Origin of the sequence: Agromyces sp. NPDC052230, assembly GCF_040679595.1 — a bacterium.
Classification (GTDB): domain Bacteria; phylum Actinomycetota; class Actinomycetes; order Actinomycetales; family Microbacteriaceae; genus Agromyces.
In genome coordinates this window covers 127,274-142,770 of sequence record NZ_JBFAVC010000008.1, presented here as the reverse complement: position 1 = coordinate 142,770, position 15,497 = coordinate 127,274, and the positions used below count along the sequence as shown (strand labels likewise).

Sequence of the window (15,497 nt, the reverse complement as noted above, 5' to 3'; positions counted from 1 at the left end):
CACTCCTCGGGCATGCCCATCTAACATGAGCGGGTGGACTTCTCCTTCGCCTTCACGCCCGACCTCATCGCCGTCTTCGTCACGTTGTTCGTGCTCGAGATCGTGCTCGGCGTCGACAACGTCATCTTCATCTCGATCCTCGCGTCGAAGCTCCCGAAGGAGCAGCAGGCCCGCGCCCGCAACCTCGGCCTCACCCTGGCCATGGTGATGCGGGTCGTGCTCGTGTTCTTCGCAGGGTGGATCATCACACTGAAGGACGACATCGTCGAACTCTGGGGCATGGGCTTCTCGGTGAAGGACTTCATCCTGATCGCCGGTGGGCTGTTCCTCGTCTACAAGGCGGTTACCGAGATCCATCACAAGCTCGAGGGAGCCGAGGAGGAGCACGGTGCGGCACCCAAGCGCATCACGTTCGGCTCGGTCATCGCGCAGATCCTGGTGCTCGACCTGGTGTTCTCGCTCGACTCGGTGATCACGGCCGTCGGCATGACCGAGAACCTCCTCGTCATCATCACCGTCGTCGTGCTCTCGTTCGGGATCATGCTCTTCGCGGCGCGGTTCATCTTCACGTTCGTGAACCGGCACCCCACGGTGAAGATGCTCGCGCTGTCGTTCCTCCTGCTCATCGGCGTGTTCCTCATCGCCGAGGGCTTCGGCGTCAAGATCGACAAGGCGCTCATCTACGCGCCGATGGCGTTCGCGATCCTCGTCGAGGCGCTGAACCTCATCGCGTCCGCGCGCAAGGCGAAGCGTGAGCACCGACGCCAGCAGGCCGTGCAGCTTCGCCCGCAGTACCCCGACGTCGACGAGTCGGTCGCGGTGGCGGCAGCGATCTCGAGGAGTGCGGGCGCGGGGTCGGTCGGCCTCTCGAACCGCCCGGTCGAGGGCGAGACGGATGCCGCAGAGGAGCGCGCCGGGCTCGGGTGAGTGTTCGGAGCTTCCGCTGTCACGCCGTCCGGCTAGGCGTACTGCGGGCGCCCGCTCGGACGGTAGGTCTGCGCCATGATTCCCGTCGAGAACCTGCGCGATTCCAGGAGTTCGAGGGCGAAGTCCTTCCCTTCGTCGGGGAACAGTCGTGTGCCCCCGCCGACGATCACGGGGCAGACGATCAGCGCCATCTCGTCGACGAGTTCGTGTTCGAGCAGCCAGCGGATCAGCTGGCCGCTGCCGTGCACCTGCAGCTCGCCGCCCGGCTTGTCCTTCAGCTCGCGGATGGCGGCTTCGAGATCTCCCGAGAGCACGGTCGTGCCGGCCCACGCGGGGTCGGTGATCGTGTTCGACGCGACGTACTTCGGTCGAGAGTTCAGCGAGCGCACGAACGGGTTGTCAGGATCGTCCCTCACTCCCCAGTACCCGGCGAAGAGGTCGTACGTGCGACGGCCGAAGAGGAACGCATCGGCGCGCTGGTAGTAGTCGCCGATGTAGGCGTCCGACTCCTCATCGCCGACGGGCAGCGCCCAGCCGCCCCGGTCGAATCCGGGGTCGATCTCCGGGTTGTTCCCGCCGTTGGCCTGCATCACGCCGTCGACGGTGATCTGGGTGTTGGTGATCAGCTTCATGATCGTGGTCCCTTTCCGAGGACGCCCCTCGTCGGCGATCTCTCACCTGTGCCACGAACGACTCTGCCGTGATCCGACATCGTCGACCGCCAGATTGTAATGTTACTTGCGTGTATATACACGTTGGTGTATTCTCGGAACCATGATTCGACACACCGTTCCTTCTCCGGCTCGAATCCGCCGGGCGCCCGCGCTGGTCGCCGTGCTCGGCGCGTCGGGCTTCATTCTCTTCTTCGCGCTCGCGCACCTCGTGCAGCCGGGCATCGAACCGTCGTGGCAGCCACCCAGCGAACTCGCGCTCGGCGCGAGCGGCTGGGTCATGACCACGGCGTTCCTCGTGTTGGGCGCCGCATGCGCCGGCCTCGCATTGGCGCTCGCCTCGCAGGTCGTCACCTGGCCGGGGCGCATCGGTATCGTGGCGGTTTTCGCCGCCGCGATCGGATGCCTCGTCGCCGGCGTCTTTCCGGCCGATCCGATCACGACCGCTCCCGACGCGATGACGCTCGCGGGCACGCTCCACTCGATCGGACCGGTGCTCTTCGATGGCATCCCGATCGCGTCGGTGCTGCTCGCCGTGTCGCTCACGCGTCACAGCGCAGCGTGGCGTCGCGTTCGCCCGGTGCTCGTGATCGGCGCGACGCTCTCCGTCGGCGCTGCCGTACTGCTCACCGTGAGCCTGGCGACGCTCATGCCCGAGACCGGCCAGCTCGGTCCCGACGTACCGGTGGGCTGGCAGGGTCGGTTCCTGCTGCTGGCTAATGCGCTCTGGGTGATCGCGGTCGGCGCGTGTGCGTTGAAGATTCGCCGGAGCGTCGACCCTGCGGCATCCGACCGAGCGGCATCCGATGCCACCGCGACATCGACGTCGGGTCGCGTGTCATGAGCGCGGCGACCCTCGACCTCGGCATGTTGACCGCGCTTGCTGAACCGAACCGGCTGCGTATCGTCGAACTGCTGCGCGAGCGGCCGCACGCGGTCGGCGAGATCGCCGAGCGACTGAACCTGCTGCAGCCGCAGACCTCGCGCCACCTGCGCATCCTTGCGGAGGCCGGGGTGGTGGGCGCCGAGCGCCGGGCGCAGTCGCGGGTCTACCACCTGTTGCCGGCGCCGTTCCGGTCGCTCGAGGCCTGGCTCGACAGCTTCGCCCAGCTGTGGGAGGAGCGGTTCGAACGGCTCGACGATTACCTCGCGCAGGTCGAGGCCGAGGAGGGCGACTCCGATGCGTAGCACCGTCACGAAGGACTACGAGGGCCGGCGCCTCATCGTCGAACGTCGGTACACGGCATCCGTCGACCTCGTGTGGGCGTGCTTCACGCAGGCCCGGCACCTCCGCAAGTGGTGGGGGCCGACCGGATGGCTCGTCGACGTGTTCGAGCTCGACGTGCGCCCGGGCGGGGTGTGGCGGTACCGGCTGCGGCCCGAGGCCGAGCACGAGCTCGACGAGGAGCAGTGGGCACGGGCGGTGTACCGCGTCGTCGAGCCGCCGCACCGGCCGCAGTTCGATGACGCGTTCGCCGACGCATCCGGCGCGGTGATCGAGGGCACCGAGATGCCCACCACCGTGCTGATCGACCGCGATGCCGGTACGACGTCGGTCTCGATCACCGTCGCCTTCACCGGAGTCCAGCAGCTCGACGAGGCCGAGGCGATGGGCATGGTCGAGGGCTTCACCGATGCCCTCGAACGACTCGACGCCACGCTCGCCGGTGATCTCGACGACCTCGACGGCGCGGCATCATGACCGCCGCGTCGCAGCCTCGGCAGACCACCTCGAATCGAACGGAGAACACCATGTCGCAGACGGGTGCCGCGACGGAACGTACCGACGCAACGGCCGTCTCGGCCGACGGCACCAGCATCGCCTTCGAGCGCTCAGGCGCCGGCCCGGTGCTCGTGCTCGTCGCCCAGGCCCTGTCGGACCGGCGCGACAACCGCAGGCTCGCGGCCCTGCTCTCGAAGAGTTTCACCGTCGTGAACTACGACCGACGCGGCCGCGGTGCCAGCACCGATGCGGGGGAGTGGCGACCGCGGAGCGAGGTCGACGACCTCGAGGCGCTGATCGACGCGCACGGCGGCACGGCAGTGTTGTTCGGAGCGTCGTCGGGCGCGGTGCTGGCACTCGATGCGGCGGCCGGGCTGCCCTCGAAGGTCACCGGTGTCGTCGCCTACGAGGCACCGGTCATCGTCGACGACCGGCGTCCGCCCGTTCCTCGCGACCTGGCCGACCGCCTCGAGCACCTGGTCGTCGAGGGGCGAAGTTCTCGGGCGGTGACGGAGTTCATGAAGAGCGCGCTCGGCGCCTCGGGGTTCATGGTCGGCGCGATGAAGCTCGTCGTGCCGGTCTGGCGATCGATGGTCGCGATGGCCGCCACCACGGTCTACGACGTGCGACGCTGCGCGGGCCTGCAGGACGGCGAACCGCTCACCACCACACGGTGGGAGGCCATCTCCGCTCCGGTGCTCGTGGTCGTCGGCGGCAAGGGCGACCCGTTCATGCAGAGCGGCAGCGCGGCGCTCGCGTTGCTGCTCGGCGCGGAGCACCACGTGATCCCCGGCGCGCATCACGCCACGCCGATGATGAAGCCGGCCGCGCTCGTGCCCACGATCGAGCGGTTCCTCGTCGGCTGATGCGCCGCGGGTGCCGCAACACGGCAGGCCCCTAGTTCGTCGGAGTCGGAGTCGGTGTCGGCGATCCGAGGCATGCCGAGCTCGACGCATCCGCCACCGACGCCTTCAACACCGGGGCGAGCGCCGCGAGGACCTTGATGAACGCCTCGCCGGTGCCGCCGTCGCCGTTGCCCATGAGCGCGAAGACGGCACCGGATGTCGCGAAGTACTGCACGTGCGAGCCGTATCCGGGTTCCGCGCCACTGTGGCTGAGGTCGAGGAGACATCCGGATGCCGGATCGACGTGAACCCCCACGCCGAGCCCGTACCCGTACTCGGCGGCATCCCCGCTGGCGACCCGGTCCTCCACGCGCGCCGCGCGCATTTCGGGGGTGAGCCCGAAGCCTTCGCCCAACGCCTCCGCCCAGGTACGGAGGTCGTCGATGGTCGAGAGCATGGCGCCGGCCGCCCACGACTCGTGGTTCGTCCAGTCGGTGGTGTCCGTGGGTTGCGGAAGCGCTGCGCAGAAGCCCGAGTAGCCGCGGTTGAACGGCTCGGCCAGCACGGCGTCGGGAGCGAACCTGCTTCGGCTCATCCCGAGGGGCTCGGTCAGGCGCTCGCCGATCAGCGCCCCGAGGTCGGTGCCGGTGGATCGCTCGAGGATCCGTCCGAGGAGGAACGTGTTGAACCCCGAGTAGGTGAATCCTTCGCCGGGCGCGAAGGATTCGCGTGGCGTCGCAGCACCGATGGCGATGACCTCGTCGGGGGTGATCGTGGAGTAGGGATCGGCACAGATGCGGTCGAGCTGTGGCTGCCCGGGGTTGCCGATCCCACTCGACATGTTCATCAGCATGCGCACGGTGATCTCGGATGCTTCCGGGAACTCCGGATACCACCGGTCGATCGTGTCGTCGAGGGTGATACCGGCCTCGCCCTCGCCGATGACCTGCAGCGCGACCATACCGACGAGGGTCTTGGTGATGCTCCCGATCTTCCCCTGATTGGCGCGGTCCATCGGCAGGTTCGCGTCGAGATCGGAGACGCCTCGGGTGGCGACCCATTCGTCCTGGCCCGGGATCCACAGGCCGACGATCACGCCGGGCATTCCCGACTCGGCGAAGCCCTCGTCGAGGGCGGCATCGAGTTCCGCGCGCAGCTCGGGATCGAAGGGCTCGGTCGAGCTGGTGCTCGCCGTCGGCGCGGCCGATTCGGCGTTCGGCGCGCTGGCGTAGCATCCGCTGAGCAGGAGCGTGGAGACCGCCACGACCACGGCAGCGGCCATCTTCGAGTTCCGCATGGTCGGGCTCCTCCGCGTCGCGCGGGACGCAGCTCGGATCGCGCCGACACGAGTACGTGGTGTCGTGACCCATGCCGTCACCCCTCGCTGCGGGTCGATCAGGATCCGGATCGCGGGGCGGGAGACGATGCCCCCGCTCGCGACACTACGTTCCACTGCAGGTTGCCGGTAGCACCCGAATGGGGCTGGCGCGGGCGAGACCGAGGCGGACGGAAGCTCCCGTCACTCACGACGACATCGTCGCCGCAGGCGTGAGCACCAGGTCGAGGGCCGCCGGCCGCGACATCCGTCGCCCGCGTGCACGTGCCGCCTCGAACTCCGCCGCGCGATCTGACGCGAGGATTCCCTCGACGAATGACCGGAAGATGCGGTTCGACCGCTGATGGACGAGGCCGGTCCGGAGCCGAGCGGTCTCGCTCGCGCCGAGGAGCAAGCCGCCGCGTTCGATGTCGCCCGCGGCGGCCGCGCAGGCCGCCAGCCCTTCGAGCGCGTGACCGGCGCCGTTGTCGCTGCCGAGCTGGAGCGACAACTCGAGATGCCGGGTGAAGAGCTCGGGGCGGGGTTCGCCGCGCGCGAGCCAGGCCCATCCGGAGTTCGCGGACGTGACGCTCTCGACGAGGATGTCTCCGAGGCGGCGTGCGTCGTCGAGGACGCCGTCGAAGATCTCGATCGCGCCGTCGGGGTCGCCCTTGGTGACCAGGAGGCTGCCGAGCGTGCTGCGGAACAGGGCCTCGTACGTCGGATGCTCCTGCGGGCTGATGAGTTCGAGGGCTCGACGTTGCAGGCCCTCGGCGCGCACGAGATCGGGAGGTGTCGTGGCCGCGCAGGCGATGCTCAACGTGGTGAGTGCGCCGGCCTCGCCAAGGCGATCGCCGACGGCGTGGAAGAGGGTGACGCTCCACTCGATGCGTCCGACGGCGACCTCCATGCCCGGCTGCCAGAGCGAGACCCACGTGGTGAGTCCGAGGGCGATCGCACGCGTGTGTTCGCGGAGGCGCACACCGGAGCTCAGGATCTCCTCCATCCACGCCTTGGCCTCGGGAAGCTGGCCACGGATCCACCAATAGAGGAAGAGCCGCCAGACGGCGCGGGCCACCGAGTCGACCGACCCGATCGCGATCAGGTGGCGGTATGCCGCGCGCACGTTGTTGAGCTCGGCCTCGAGCCTGTCGAGCGCGACGGACTGCGTGGCGCCCTGCAGGAGCGGTTCGATCTCGGCGGCGAGCCGCAGGTAGTGGTCGCCGTGTGCTCGACGCACGGCCGCGGCATCCGGCTCGCGCTCGAATCGTGCGGTCGCGATCTCCCGCACCGGCACGAGCATCGAGAAGAGCGGCACGCCTTCGTTCTCATGCTGGCGCAGGAGGCTGCTGTCGACGAGTTCGAGGATGAGCCCGAGCAGGTCGGTCGCCGCCGGGGCACGCGCGGCGATCGCCTCCACGGCGTCGAGGCTGAAGTCGCCCGCGAACACGCCGAGGCGCACGAACAGCTCGCGCGCCTCGGGGCTGAGCAGGTCGATGCTCCACTCGACGGTCGCCTGGATGGTGCGCTGGCGCTCGGGAATGTCACGCGCAGCGGTCACGAGCAGCGGCAACATGTGATCGAGCCGTCCGAGCATGGTCGCCGGGGTGAGCACGCGGATTCGGGCGGCCGCAAGTTCGATGGCGAGCGGCACGCCCTCGAGCGCCCGGCAGATGCGAGCGATTCCCTCGGCGTTCTCGGCGGTCACTTCGAAGCGCGGGTTGGCGGCCCGTGCTCGGTCGATGAACAGGCGCACTGCCGGGGCGGCCACGAAGTCGGCGTCGAAGGATGCTCGGCCCGGGTCGGGCGGGAGGGCGAGCGGTTCGACGTCGAAGACGCGTTCGCCCCGAATGCGCAGGCGGGCGCGACTCGTCACGAGGAACGTGGCGTCAGTCAGTTCGTTCAGCAGTGCCGTGATCTCTGCGGCGGCCGGGAGCACCTGCTCGAAGCTGTCGAGCACGATCAGGTCGCGTCGTCCGGACCGCGCGACGCCGAGCTGCTCCGTGAGGGGACGGTCGCCGGCGATCTGCACGCCGAGCTCCCGGGCGATCGCCGGAAGCACGTCAGCCGGGTCGTTCAGGTGCTCGAGGTGCACGAACGTCACCCGGTCGAACCGTTCGCGCGCGGTGCGGGCGACCTCGATCGCGAGTCGGCTCTTGCCGATTCCGCCCGGGCCGACGAGCGTGGTCACCCGCTGCGCGTCGTCATCGAGCCAGTCGAGCAACGTCGCGACGTCCCGCTCGCGTCCGACCGCCGCCGTGTAGGGCACCGGCAGGTGGTCTCCTGCCGGGGGCGGCTCAGCGACGGCCGGTGCCAACGGCACCTGGGATGGCGTCCGGGATGCATCGAACCGCTCGGCGAGGAGCGTCGCGAGATCCGCCTGGATGAGCTGGCCGAGCTGCCTGGTGGTCGTGAACGGGGTGTACGAGGCGGTGTCATCGTCGCGGATCCGGCCGAGGAGCTCGCCGAGCCGCTCGTCGCGCTCGGCCGGCTGCTTCAGGTAGATGAGCTTGGGCATGTCGCGCGGGGCGAGCCGGTACTCGTCCTCGAGTCCCGAGATCTCCTCGCCGGGGGCGATCCAGCCGTACTGCTGCCAGTAGATGCCGATGAAGACGTCGCTCTGCTCGAGGTAGGCCCGATACAGCTCCTGCGGCGGGTGCGGCCGGGCGCCGAGCTCGAACATGACGGGTGCGAGTCGCAGCCGCTCGATCGCGGCCCGTGCGACCCGCCGCTCGGGTTCGAGTTCCTTCAGAGTCGAACTGACGAAGATCCGCAGCCGCTGGTCGGGTGTGCGGATCGCGGATGCCGCTGCGCCGGCGTTCATGGCGACACCGACGGCGTCTCCCAGGTGCATCCCCCTTGGTGCCCCATACGCAATATTCTCGGCGCCGATCGTCGGCGTCGTCCAGACCCCGAGTGAGGGGGCATCCGGTCGTCTACCCAAGACGGGGGTTTCGACGCTGATTCCGACGGTGGGTCCTGCAAGCATGAGCTCATGCATCGAATCGGAGCGATCTTCCCTCCCTCATTCCCACCCGAGCGGCTCCGCAGCGTCGTCGAGGCGGCCGAGGCGGGTGGAGTGCCCGAGCTCTGGCTCTGGGAGGACTGCTTCCAGGAGTCGGCGTTCGCGTCGGCCGCTGCGGCTCTCGCCTGGACTGACCGGCTGCGCGTGGGAATCGGGGTCGCACCGATGCCGTTGCGCAATGTCGCGATCACGGCCATGGAGATCGCGACCATCGCAGGCATGTTCCCCGGCCGTCTGTCGGCGGGCGTGGGGCACGGCGTGCAGCGCTGGATGGCGCAGACCGGGAGCCGGGTCGCGTCGCCCCTGACCCTCATGAGGGAGTATGTCCCGGCGTTGCGGCAGCTGCTCGCCGGCGACGAAGTGACGACGGACGGCCGCTACGTTCGACTCGACGGGGTGCGACTCGACTGGCCGCCGGCCGTGGTGCCGCCCGTGTATGCCGCAGGCGAGGGGCCGAAGACGCTGCACCTCACGGGCGAGGTGGCCGACGGCACCGTGCTGACCGGCGGTACCACGCGCGAACGTGCGGCCGAGGCGGTGGCCGCGATCGCCGCGGGCCGCCACGCCTCTGAGCGCGACGGGCGCAACGAGGTGGTCGTCTACCTCCTGGCGGCCTTCGGCGGAGCCGAGGCCGAGGCGCGCATGGCTCGCGAGCTCAGCATCTGGAACATGCCCGACGACCAGTGTCACGCGGCCGTGGGTGATGCCTCCGCCGTCGCCGAAGCCGCCGATCGGTTCTTCGCGGCCGGTGTCGACGCGGTGGTGCTGCAACCGACATCCGACGAACCCGATCTCGAAGGATTCATGCGGCAGGCGGGCGACGTCGCGCTCGGGTGGAGTCGCGCGTGATGAGGTCGATCGGCACGAGGGTGACCGGGTCGATCGTCGCCCCCTCGATCAACTGCACGAGCGCCTTCACCATCGCAGCTCCCTTGTCTGCCGTATGCAGGTCGACCGTGGTGAGCTGCGGGTTGGTGTTCGTCGAGAAGGCGTTGTTGTCGAGGGTCGCGATGGCGACGTCACCGGGTACCTGCAGTCCCCGCTCCTTCAATACGACCAGTGCCCCCGAGGCCATCTGTGCCGAAGCGATGAAGACGGCGTCGAAGGGCGTCGTGCTGTCGAGAAGCCGCTGCGCCGCCGCCGCCCCTCCCGAGGGGGTGTAGTCGCCTTCTTCGCAGTCGCCGGGAGTGAGACCGGCGGCGTCGATGGTCGCGCGCCACCCCTCGAGCCGCTCGCGCCCGGCCGACGTGTTCAACGGACCCGAGATCGTCGCGATGCGTGTGCGGCCACGATCGATGAGGTGCTGTGTCGCGAGCGCGGCAGCCGCCACGTTGTCGACGTCCACCATGTGGATCTCGGCGTCGATGTCGCCGGAGGGACGCACGCCGAACACCACCGGAATCGATCGCGACAACTCGAGGTACGCCGACGAGGCGCTGAAGTGCGACAGGATCAGCGCGCCGTCGACGTTGCCTCGCCGGAGGAACTGGTGTGTCTTCTCGGGATCGCCCTCCGACTCGATCAGCAGTGTCAGCGAGTAGTCGGTCGATGACGCGTACATCGCCGCTCCCTGGATGACCTCGGCGAAGTACGGATCGGCGAAGAACTCGGCTGTGCGTTCGGGAATCACCATCGCGATCGTCTGCGTTCGCCGGCGAACGAGACTGCGGGCGGCCCGATTCGGCACGTATCCGAGCCGCGCGATCGCATCGTTGACGCGGGCCACGGTCTCCTCCGTGACCCGGGGTGAACCGTTGATGACACGCGACACCGTCGAACTGGACACGCCGGCCAGCGCCGCGACTCCCTCCAGGGTCGGGCTCAGGTTCGCCGGGTCGAGGGGCGTCTCCGTCGTCACGTCTCGTCTCCTGCCGCCCGTCGGGCGGCTCTGGGGGTTCCTCGGATCGAATGCGCCACAGCATCACCGTATGTCAAAACGAAACGCCGCTTCATGCAGGGATCACGCGGGTCTCGATGAGCGAGGCCAACCAGCGCCCGCTGTCCTTGACGGTGCGCTTCTGGGTGTCGTAGTCGACGTGGACGATGCCGAATCGCTTGCTGAATCCGTACCCCCACTCGAAGTTGTCGAGCAGCGACCACACGAGGTAGCCGCGGACGTCGACGCCCTGCTGCATCGCCCGATGGGCGGCGGCGAAGTGCCGCCGAAGGTAGTCGGTGCGCTGGTCGTCGAACACCCGATCGCCGCTCACCTCGTCATCGAATGCCGCCCCGTTCTCGGTGATCATGAGCGGCAGGCCGGGGAACCGACGGTGGAGCGAGAGGAGGAGATGCTCGAACCCGTCGGGAGCGATGTTCCAGCCCATCGCCGTGTACGGGCCGTCCTGACGCAGGAACTCGACCTGATCGCTGCCGGGCCACGGGGAACCTCCGGCCGCCTTGTGTCCGTCGGCCCGCTCGCGCGGTGACACCCCGTCCCACGTTCGCACGCGTGTCGTCGAGTAGTAGTTGACCCCGAGGAAGTCGAGCGGTTGCCGGATGATCTCGGCGTCGCCCGGGAGCACGAACGACCAGTCGGTGACGGATGCCGTGTCCTCGATCAGGTCGGCGGGGTATCCGCCGTTCAGCATCGGCTCGGTGAAGGCGCGATTCGCCAGGGCATCGATGCGGCGGACGGCGTCGGAACTCGCGTCGCCGTCTCCACGAACGACGTGGAAGTTCAGCGTGACCGACACGTCGGCCTGGGGCACGACCTCGCGGAGCACCTGCACCGCGAGGCCGTGCGCCAGGTTGAGGTGATGCATGGCGCGGAGCGCCGCGTCGCCGTCGGTGCGGCCAGGGGCGTGTGCGCCCGACCCGTAGCCCAAAAAGGCGCTGCACCACGGTTCGTTCAACGTCGTCCAGACCGGCACGCGGTCACCGAGCGCCTCCGCCACGTGCCGCGTGTACTCCGCGAACCGGTAGGCGGTCTCCCGATTGGTCCACCCGCCCGAGTCTTCGAGCGCTTGGGGGAGGTCCCAGTGGTACAGCGTGGCGATGGGGCGGATGCCGCGGGCGATGAGCCCGTCGACGAGTCGGCGGTAGAAGGCCAGGCCGGCCTCGTTCACGGCTCCCGATCCGAGCGGCTGGATGCGAGGCCATGCGATGGAGAAACGGTAGGCCTCGAGTCCGAGTTCGGCCATCAGGTCGAGATCCTCGTCGAGACGGTTGTAGTGGTCGTCGGCCACGTCGCCCGTGTCGCCGTTGACGATCTTGCCGGGCGTGGCGCTGAACGTGTCCCAGATCGACGGACCCCGCCCGTCGGCCGTCGCCGCGCCCTCGATCTGGTACGCGGCCGTGGCGGAGCCGATGAGGAATCCGGTCGGGAACTCGAGTCCCGAATCCCGGTAGTCCGGGCTGTCTCTCGTGCGTGTCGAACTCTCGATGGTCATATCAGCCTTTCACTGCGCCTTGCATGATTCCGGCCACGAGCTGTCTGCCCGCGACGATGAAGAGGATGAGGAGGGGGATCACCGACAGCACGGCGCCCGCGAGGACCATCGCGTTGTCGGGGTTCTGTCCGCCGGCGGCGCTCAGCGCAGCCAGCGCCGTCTGCACGCTCGGATTCCGCGGGCTGAGCACGAGGAGCGGCCACAGGTAGTCCGTCCACGCGGCCATGAAGGTGAACAGTGCCAGGACGGCCATCGCGGGCCGTGCCGCCGGAATCGCGACATGTCGGAACGTTCCCCACATGCTGGCCCCGTCCATCCGGGCGGCTTCGATGAGCTCGTCGGGGATCACGTCGACCAGGTACTGACGCATGAAGAAGACACCGAACGCCGTCACCATGCCGGGCACGATGACCGCCTGGAGGGTGCCGACCCAGTGCCATTCCGCCATCAACATGAACAGCGGGATGATGCCGAGCTGCGTCGGAATCGCCATGGTGGCGATCACCGCCAGCATCAAACCGTTCCGACCGCGGAACCGCAGCTTGGCGAACGAGTACCCCGCCAGCGTGGAGAAGAACACGACGGAGACGGTGATGGCCCCCGAGATGATGATGCTGTTCAGCAACCCCTGGAGGAACGGGACGGTGTCGAACACCTTGGCGGCGTTGGTGAGGAAGTTGGCGCCGGGCAGCACGGCGGGCGGCACGAGGTTCGTGTCCGACGACTGGCGACTGCTGATGACGAAGGACCACCACAGGGGGAACGCGGAGCCCAGGAAGAAGGCGGCGAGGAGCGCATACGTGAGCACCCCGGGCCGTTCGTAGGCGCGCCTGCGTCGGGCGCGCCGTTCGGCGTCGACGATTCGGCGGTCTTCGACCGACGGCGACTTCGTTGACTTGGGCGACTTCGGTGATGTGAGCGTGGCGGTCATGACTCTCCCTGCTGGGCGCCGACCGACGCGGCGCTCGACCGAGGCGGTTTCACGTCTGCGGTGCGGATGGCACGGGTGACGGCGAAGCTGATCAACCCCACGAGCACGATGATGAGGAACAGGATCCACGCGGTCGCCGACGCTTGGCCGAAGTCGCGCCTCGGGAATGCGAGCTCGTAGAGGTAGAGCACGATCGTCTGGAACTGGCGTGAGCCGCCACCGTTCGTCCGGCTGTCGAAGAGCTTCGGCTCCGTGAAGATCTGCAGTCCGCCGATGGTGGCGGTGATGACGACGAAGATGAGCGTCGGCCGGATCATCGGGATCGTGATGGACCAGAAGCGGCGGAGCTTGTTCGCACCGTCGAGGGCGGCCGATTCGTACACGTCACGGGGAACGGCCTGCATGGCGGCCAGGAGGATGAGGGCGTTGTATCCGGTCCAGCGCCAGTTCACCATGGTCGCGATCGCGATGTGCGACGGCAGCACGTCGAAGGTCCACCGGATCGGATCGAGCCCGAACAGCTCGAGGAGCCCGGCGATGGGGCCGTGGAACTGGCTGAAGATCTGGAGGAAGATGACCGTGACCGCGACCGGCGCCACGATGTACGGGAGCAGGATGCTCATCCGCCAGAAGGTCTTTCCCCGGATCGCCTGGTCGAGCAACGCCGCAATCCCAGTGGCGATCACGAGCTGGGGGATCGCCGACAGCAGGAAGATGCTGACCGTGTTGCCGAAGGCGTTCCAGAAGAACGGGTCGGACAGGACGGCGACGTAGTTCTGCAGTCCGACGAAGTCGCCCTGCCCCTTGAGCAGGTGCCAGTCGTAGAGGGAGACGTTCATGGTGTACACGATCGGGAAGACGCCGATCGCGGCGAACAGGATGAAGAACGGCGCGACGTAGAGGAACGGGGAGAACCTGTAGTCGAAGCGACTGACCTTCTGTCGGAAGGTCAGGTCGGGGCGGGCCGGTCGGCCCAGTGTTGAGCTGGTCATCGTTGAGCCAATCCGCGAGACGATGCGTGGTGCGAGGGTCGGGCGGCTCGACGGGATCCGTCGAGCCGCCCGGGTGAACTAGCCGACGAGCTGGTCGACCAGCTTCATGGCTTCCTTCCATGCGGTTTCGGCATCCGTGATCTCGCCCTGGCTCACTCGGTCGAAGGTCGGCCCGAAGACGTTGTCCTGGATGTTCGAGTCCTCGGGGCCCTTGACCTGTGCGATCACGCCCTCCGCTCGCGCGGCGAAGATCTCGCCGACGGGAGCATCGTTGAAGAAGGGGTTGGTGGTCTCGGCGACGAGTTCCTGTCCTTCAGTCGTGCTCGGGAACGGGCCCGCCTCTTCGAAGGCCGCGGCCTGCTGCTCGGGAGCAGCGAGCCAGAGTGCCAGCTTCGCTGCCTCCTCCTTGTGCTCGGATGACTCGGAGACGCCGAGGAACGCGCCACCCCAGTTCGCCGCGCCACCGGGGAGGACGTCGGCGAAGTCCCAGCCGCTGTCGGTGGTTCCCTCGTCGTAGTAGCCCTGCACGATGCCGAGCATCCAGCTCGGGCACATGTAGACGGCGAAGTCACCGGCCTTGGCTTCGGGTCCGACCTCCCAACCGGGAAGGCCGGCGCCGAGGCCCGCCATCTCGGCCTCGACGATCTTCGCGTGGTGCTCCTTCAACACGGCGTTGTCCTCGATGTTGAGGGTCTCGCCGTCCTTCTTGTAGTACCCCTCCTCCTGCTGGTTCACGAACGAGTTCCAGAAGAATCGGGGGCTGTGCCAGAACGCCTTGCCGCTCTTGTCGACGTACTCCTTGCCGACCTCGAAGAAGCGATCCCACGTGGCATCCTCACCGCCGAAGTACGCGGCGACCTCTGAGCGCTCGCTCGGCAGGCCCGCGGCCTCGAACAGGTCGCCGCGGTAGCAGAGACCCTGGGGCCCGATGTCGAGGCCGGCGCCGATGACCTTTCCGTCGGGGCCGGTGCCCTGGTCGAACTTCCACTCGAGCCAGTCGTCCTTCACGTCCTCGATGCCGTAGTCGCGCAGGTCGACGAAGGAGTCCGAGACCTCGAAGATCGTGCCGAGCCATCCCTCCTCGATCGCGACGATGTCGCTGAGGCCCGTTCCGGCTGCGATCTTCGCGTAGGCGTCGTCACGCGCCGCGCCGCCACCCTCGAGGTTCGTCGCCTCGATGGTGATGTCGGGGTTCTCCTCCATGTACTTCTCGTAGTTGGCGTCGACCCCCATCGTGCCGAACGTCGTGATGGAGAGCGTGATCTTCTCATCGTCACCTCCGCCCCCGCCGGATGAACAGCCCGTGGTGATGAGGGCCAATGCTGCGACACCGGCGATGGATGCGGCGATCCTGTTTCGTGATGAGATCACGGTCACTCCCTTGTGTGCGTTCGTGCGTGGGTTCTTGTGCGTTGGGGCAGGCCGTGGGCGCGCTCCCATGCAATGCCATGGGAGCGCGCCCACACGGTCGTGACACACCGTACGGGCTTATCGAATCCGCGTCAATAGGCGGATGGGAGCGCGCCCATGCATTTCGCGCCGTGCACCACAAAATGCTTTCCAGTCACCGGAAGAACAGGGGACATGTCCGCCGCACGGCGTTCGTCCACGAGCCGCGTGAAGCGGGTGGCAAGACATACCGCCTGGGCTGGGTTCGGTTGACGACCTCCGTGCCGGGG

General features: G+C 68.1%; 14 protein-coding genes. 6 read left to right on the top strand and 8 right to left on the bottom strand.

The window, feature by feature from the left end; translation table 11 throughout:
- Positions 1–33: 33 nt before the first annotated feature.
- Complete coding sequence (locus tag AB0K73_RS17395) at positions 34–927, top strand: TerC family protein (protein WP_360515953.1); 894 nt, start codon at positions 34–36, stop codon at positions 925–927.
- 32 nt (positions 928–959) lie between these two features.
- Here AB0K73_RS17395 and AB0K73_RS17390 read toward each other — a convergent pair whose 3' ends face one another.
- Positions 960–1,559, bottom strand: a complete 600-nt coding sequence (locus tag AB0K73_RS17390; protein ID WP_360515950.1) for a dihydrofolate reductase family protein — start codon at positions 1,557–1,559, stop codon at positions 960–962.
- Between the two features lie 142 nt (positions 1,560–1,701).
- On the opposite strand from AB0K73_RS17390, the gene AB0K73_RS17385 reads away from it, so the two are divergent.
- The 4 genes from AB0K73_RS17385 to AB0K73_RS17370 are packed head-to-tail and all read left to right on the top strand — an operon-like array spanning position 1,702 to position 4,187.
- Complete coding sequence (locus AB0K73_RS17385) at positions 1,702–2,442, top strand: DUF998 domain-containing protein (RefSeq protein ID WP_360515947.1); 741 nt, start codon at positions 1,702–1,704, stop codon at positions 2,440–2,442.
- Positions 2,439–2,786, top strand: coding sequence for a metalloregulator ArsR/SmtB family transcription factor (locus AB0K73_RS17380; protein ID WP_360515944.1), 348 nt, complete (start codon positions 2,439–2,441; stop codon positions 2,784–2,786). The genes AB0K73_RS17385 and AB0K73_RS17380 overlap by 4 nt, the downstream gene beginning before the upstream one ends.
- Positions 2,779–3,300, top strand: coding sequence for an SRPBCC domain-containing protein (locus tag AB0K73_RS17375; RefSeq protein WP_360515941.1), 522 nt, complete (start codon positions 2,779–2,781; stop codon positions 3,298–3,300). Before AB0K73_RS17380 ends, AB0K73_RS17375 begins: the two co-directional genes overlap by 8 nt.
- Positions 3,301–3,350: 50 nt before the next feature.
- Positions 3,351–4,187, top strand: a complete 837-nt coding sequence (locus tag AB0K73_RS17370; RefSeq protein ID WP_360515938.1) for an alpha/beta hydrolase — start codon at positions 3,351–3,353, stop codon at positions 4,185–4,187.
- A 31-nt stretch (positions 4,188–4,218) separates the two neighbouring features.
- Here AB0K73_RS17370 and AB0K73_RS17365 read toward each other — a convergent pair whose 3' ends face one another.
- Positions 4,219–5,463: a serine hydrolase domain-containing protein gene (locus AB0K73_RS17365; protein WP_360515935.1), complete on the bottom strand. Its 1,245-nt coding sequence runs from the start codon at positions 5,461–5,463 to the stop codon at positions 4,219–4,221.
- A gap of 226 nt (positions 5,464–5,689) precedes the next feature.
- Positions 5,690–8,305 carry a DUF4062 domain-containing protein gene (locus AB0K73_RS17360; RefSeq protein ID WP_364775593.1) on the bottom strand — a complete coding sequence of 872 codons (2,616 nt, stop codon included), beginning with the start codon at positions 8,303–8,305 and terminating at the stop codon, positions 5,690–5,692.
- 171 nt (positions 8,306–8,476) lie between these two features.
- Between AB0K73_RS17360 and AB0K73_RS17355 the strand changes: the two genes are divergently transcribed.
- Positions 8,477–9,355, top strand: coding sequence for an LLM class flavin-dependent oxidoreductase (locus AB0K73_RS17355; protein WP_360515929.1), 879 nt, complete (start codon positions 8,477–8,479; stop codon positions 9,353–9,355).
- Here AB0K73_RS17355 and AB0K73_RS17350 read toward each other — a convergent pair.
- From AB0K73_RS17350 to AB0K73_RS17330, 5 genes are all read right to left on the bottom strand, one after another.
- Entirely contained in the window at positions 9,309–10,364 is a 1,056-nt protein-coding gene (locus tag AB0K73_RS17350; protein WP_360515926.1) for a LacI family DNA-binding transcriptional regulator, read from the bottom strand. The genes AB0K73_RS17355 and AB0K73_RS17350 overlap by 47 nt on opposite strands.
- Before the next feature lie 91 nt (positions 10,365–10,455).
- A complete protein-coding gene (locus AB0K73_RS17345; protein ID WP_360515923.1) occupies positions 10,456–11,895 on the bottom strand; it encodes a GH1 family beta-glucosidase in 1,440 nt (479 codons plus the stop codon).
- A gap of 1 nt (position 11,896) precedes the next feature.
- Positions 11,897–12,826: a carbohydrate ABC transporter permease gene (locus AB0K73_RS17340; protein WP_360515920.1), complete on the bottom strand. Its 930-nt coding sequence runs from the start codon at positions 12,824–12,826 to the stop codon at positions 11,897–11,899.
- Positions 12,823–13,818, bottom strand: coding sequence for a sugar ABC transporter permease (locus tag AB0K73_RS17335; protein ID WP_360515917.1), 996 nt, complete (start codon positions 13,816–13,818; stop codon positions 12,823–12,825). The genes AB0K73_RS17340 and AB0K73_RS17335 overlap by 4 nt, the downstream gene beginning before the upstream one ends.
- A gap of 78 nt (positions 13,819–13,896) precedes the next feature.
- A complete protein-coding gene (locus tag AB0K73_RS17330) occupies positions 13,897–15,186 on the bottom strand; it encodes an extracellular solute-binding protein (RefSeq protein WP_360516414.1) in 1,290 nt (429 codons plus the stop codon).
- Between the last annotated feature and the right edge of the window lie 311 nt (positions 15,187–15,497).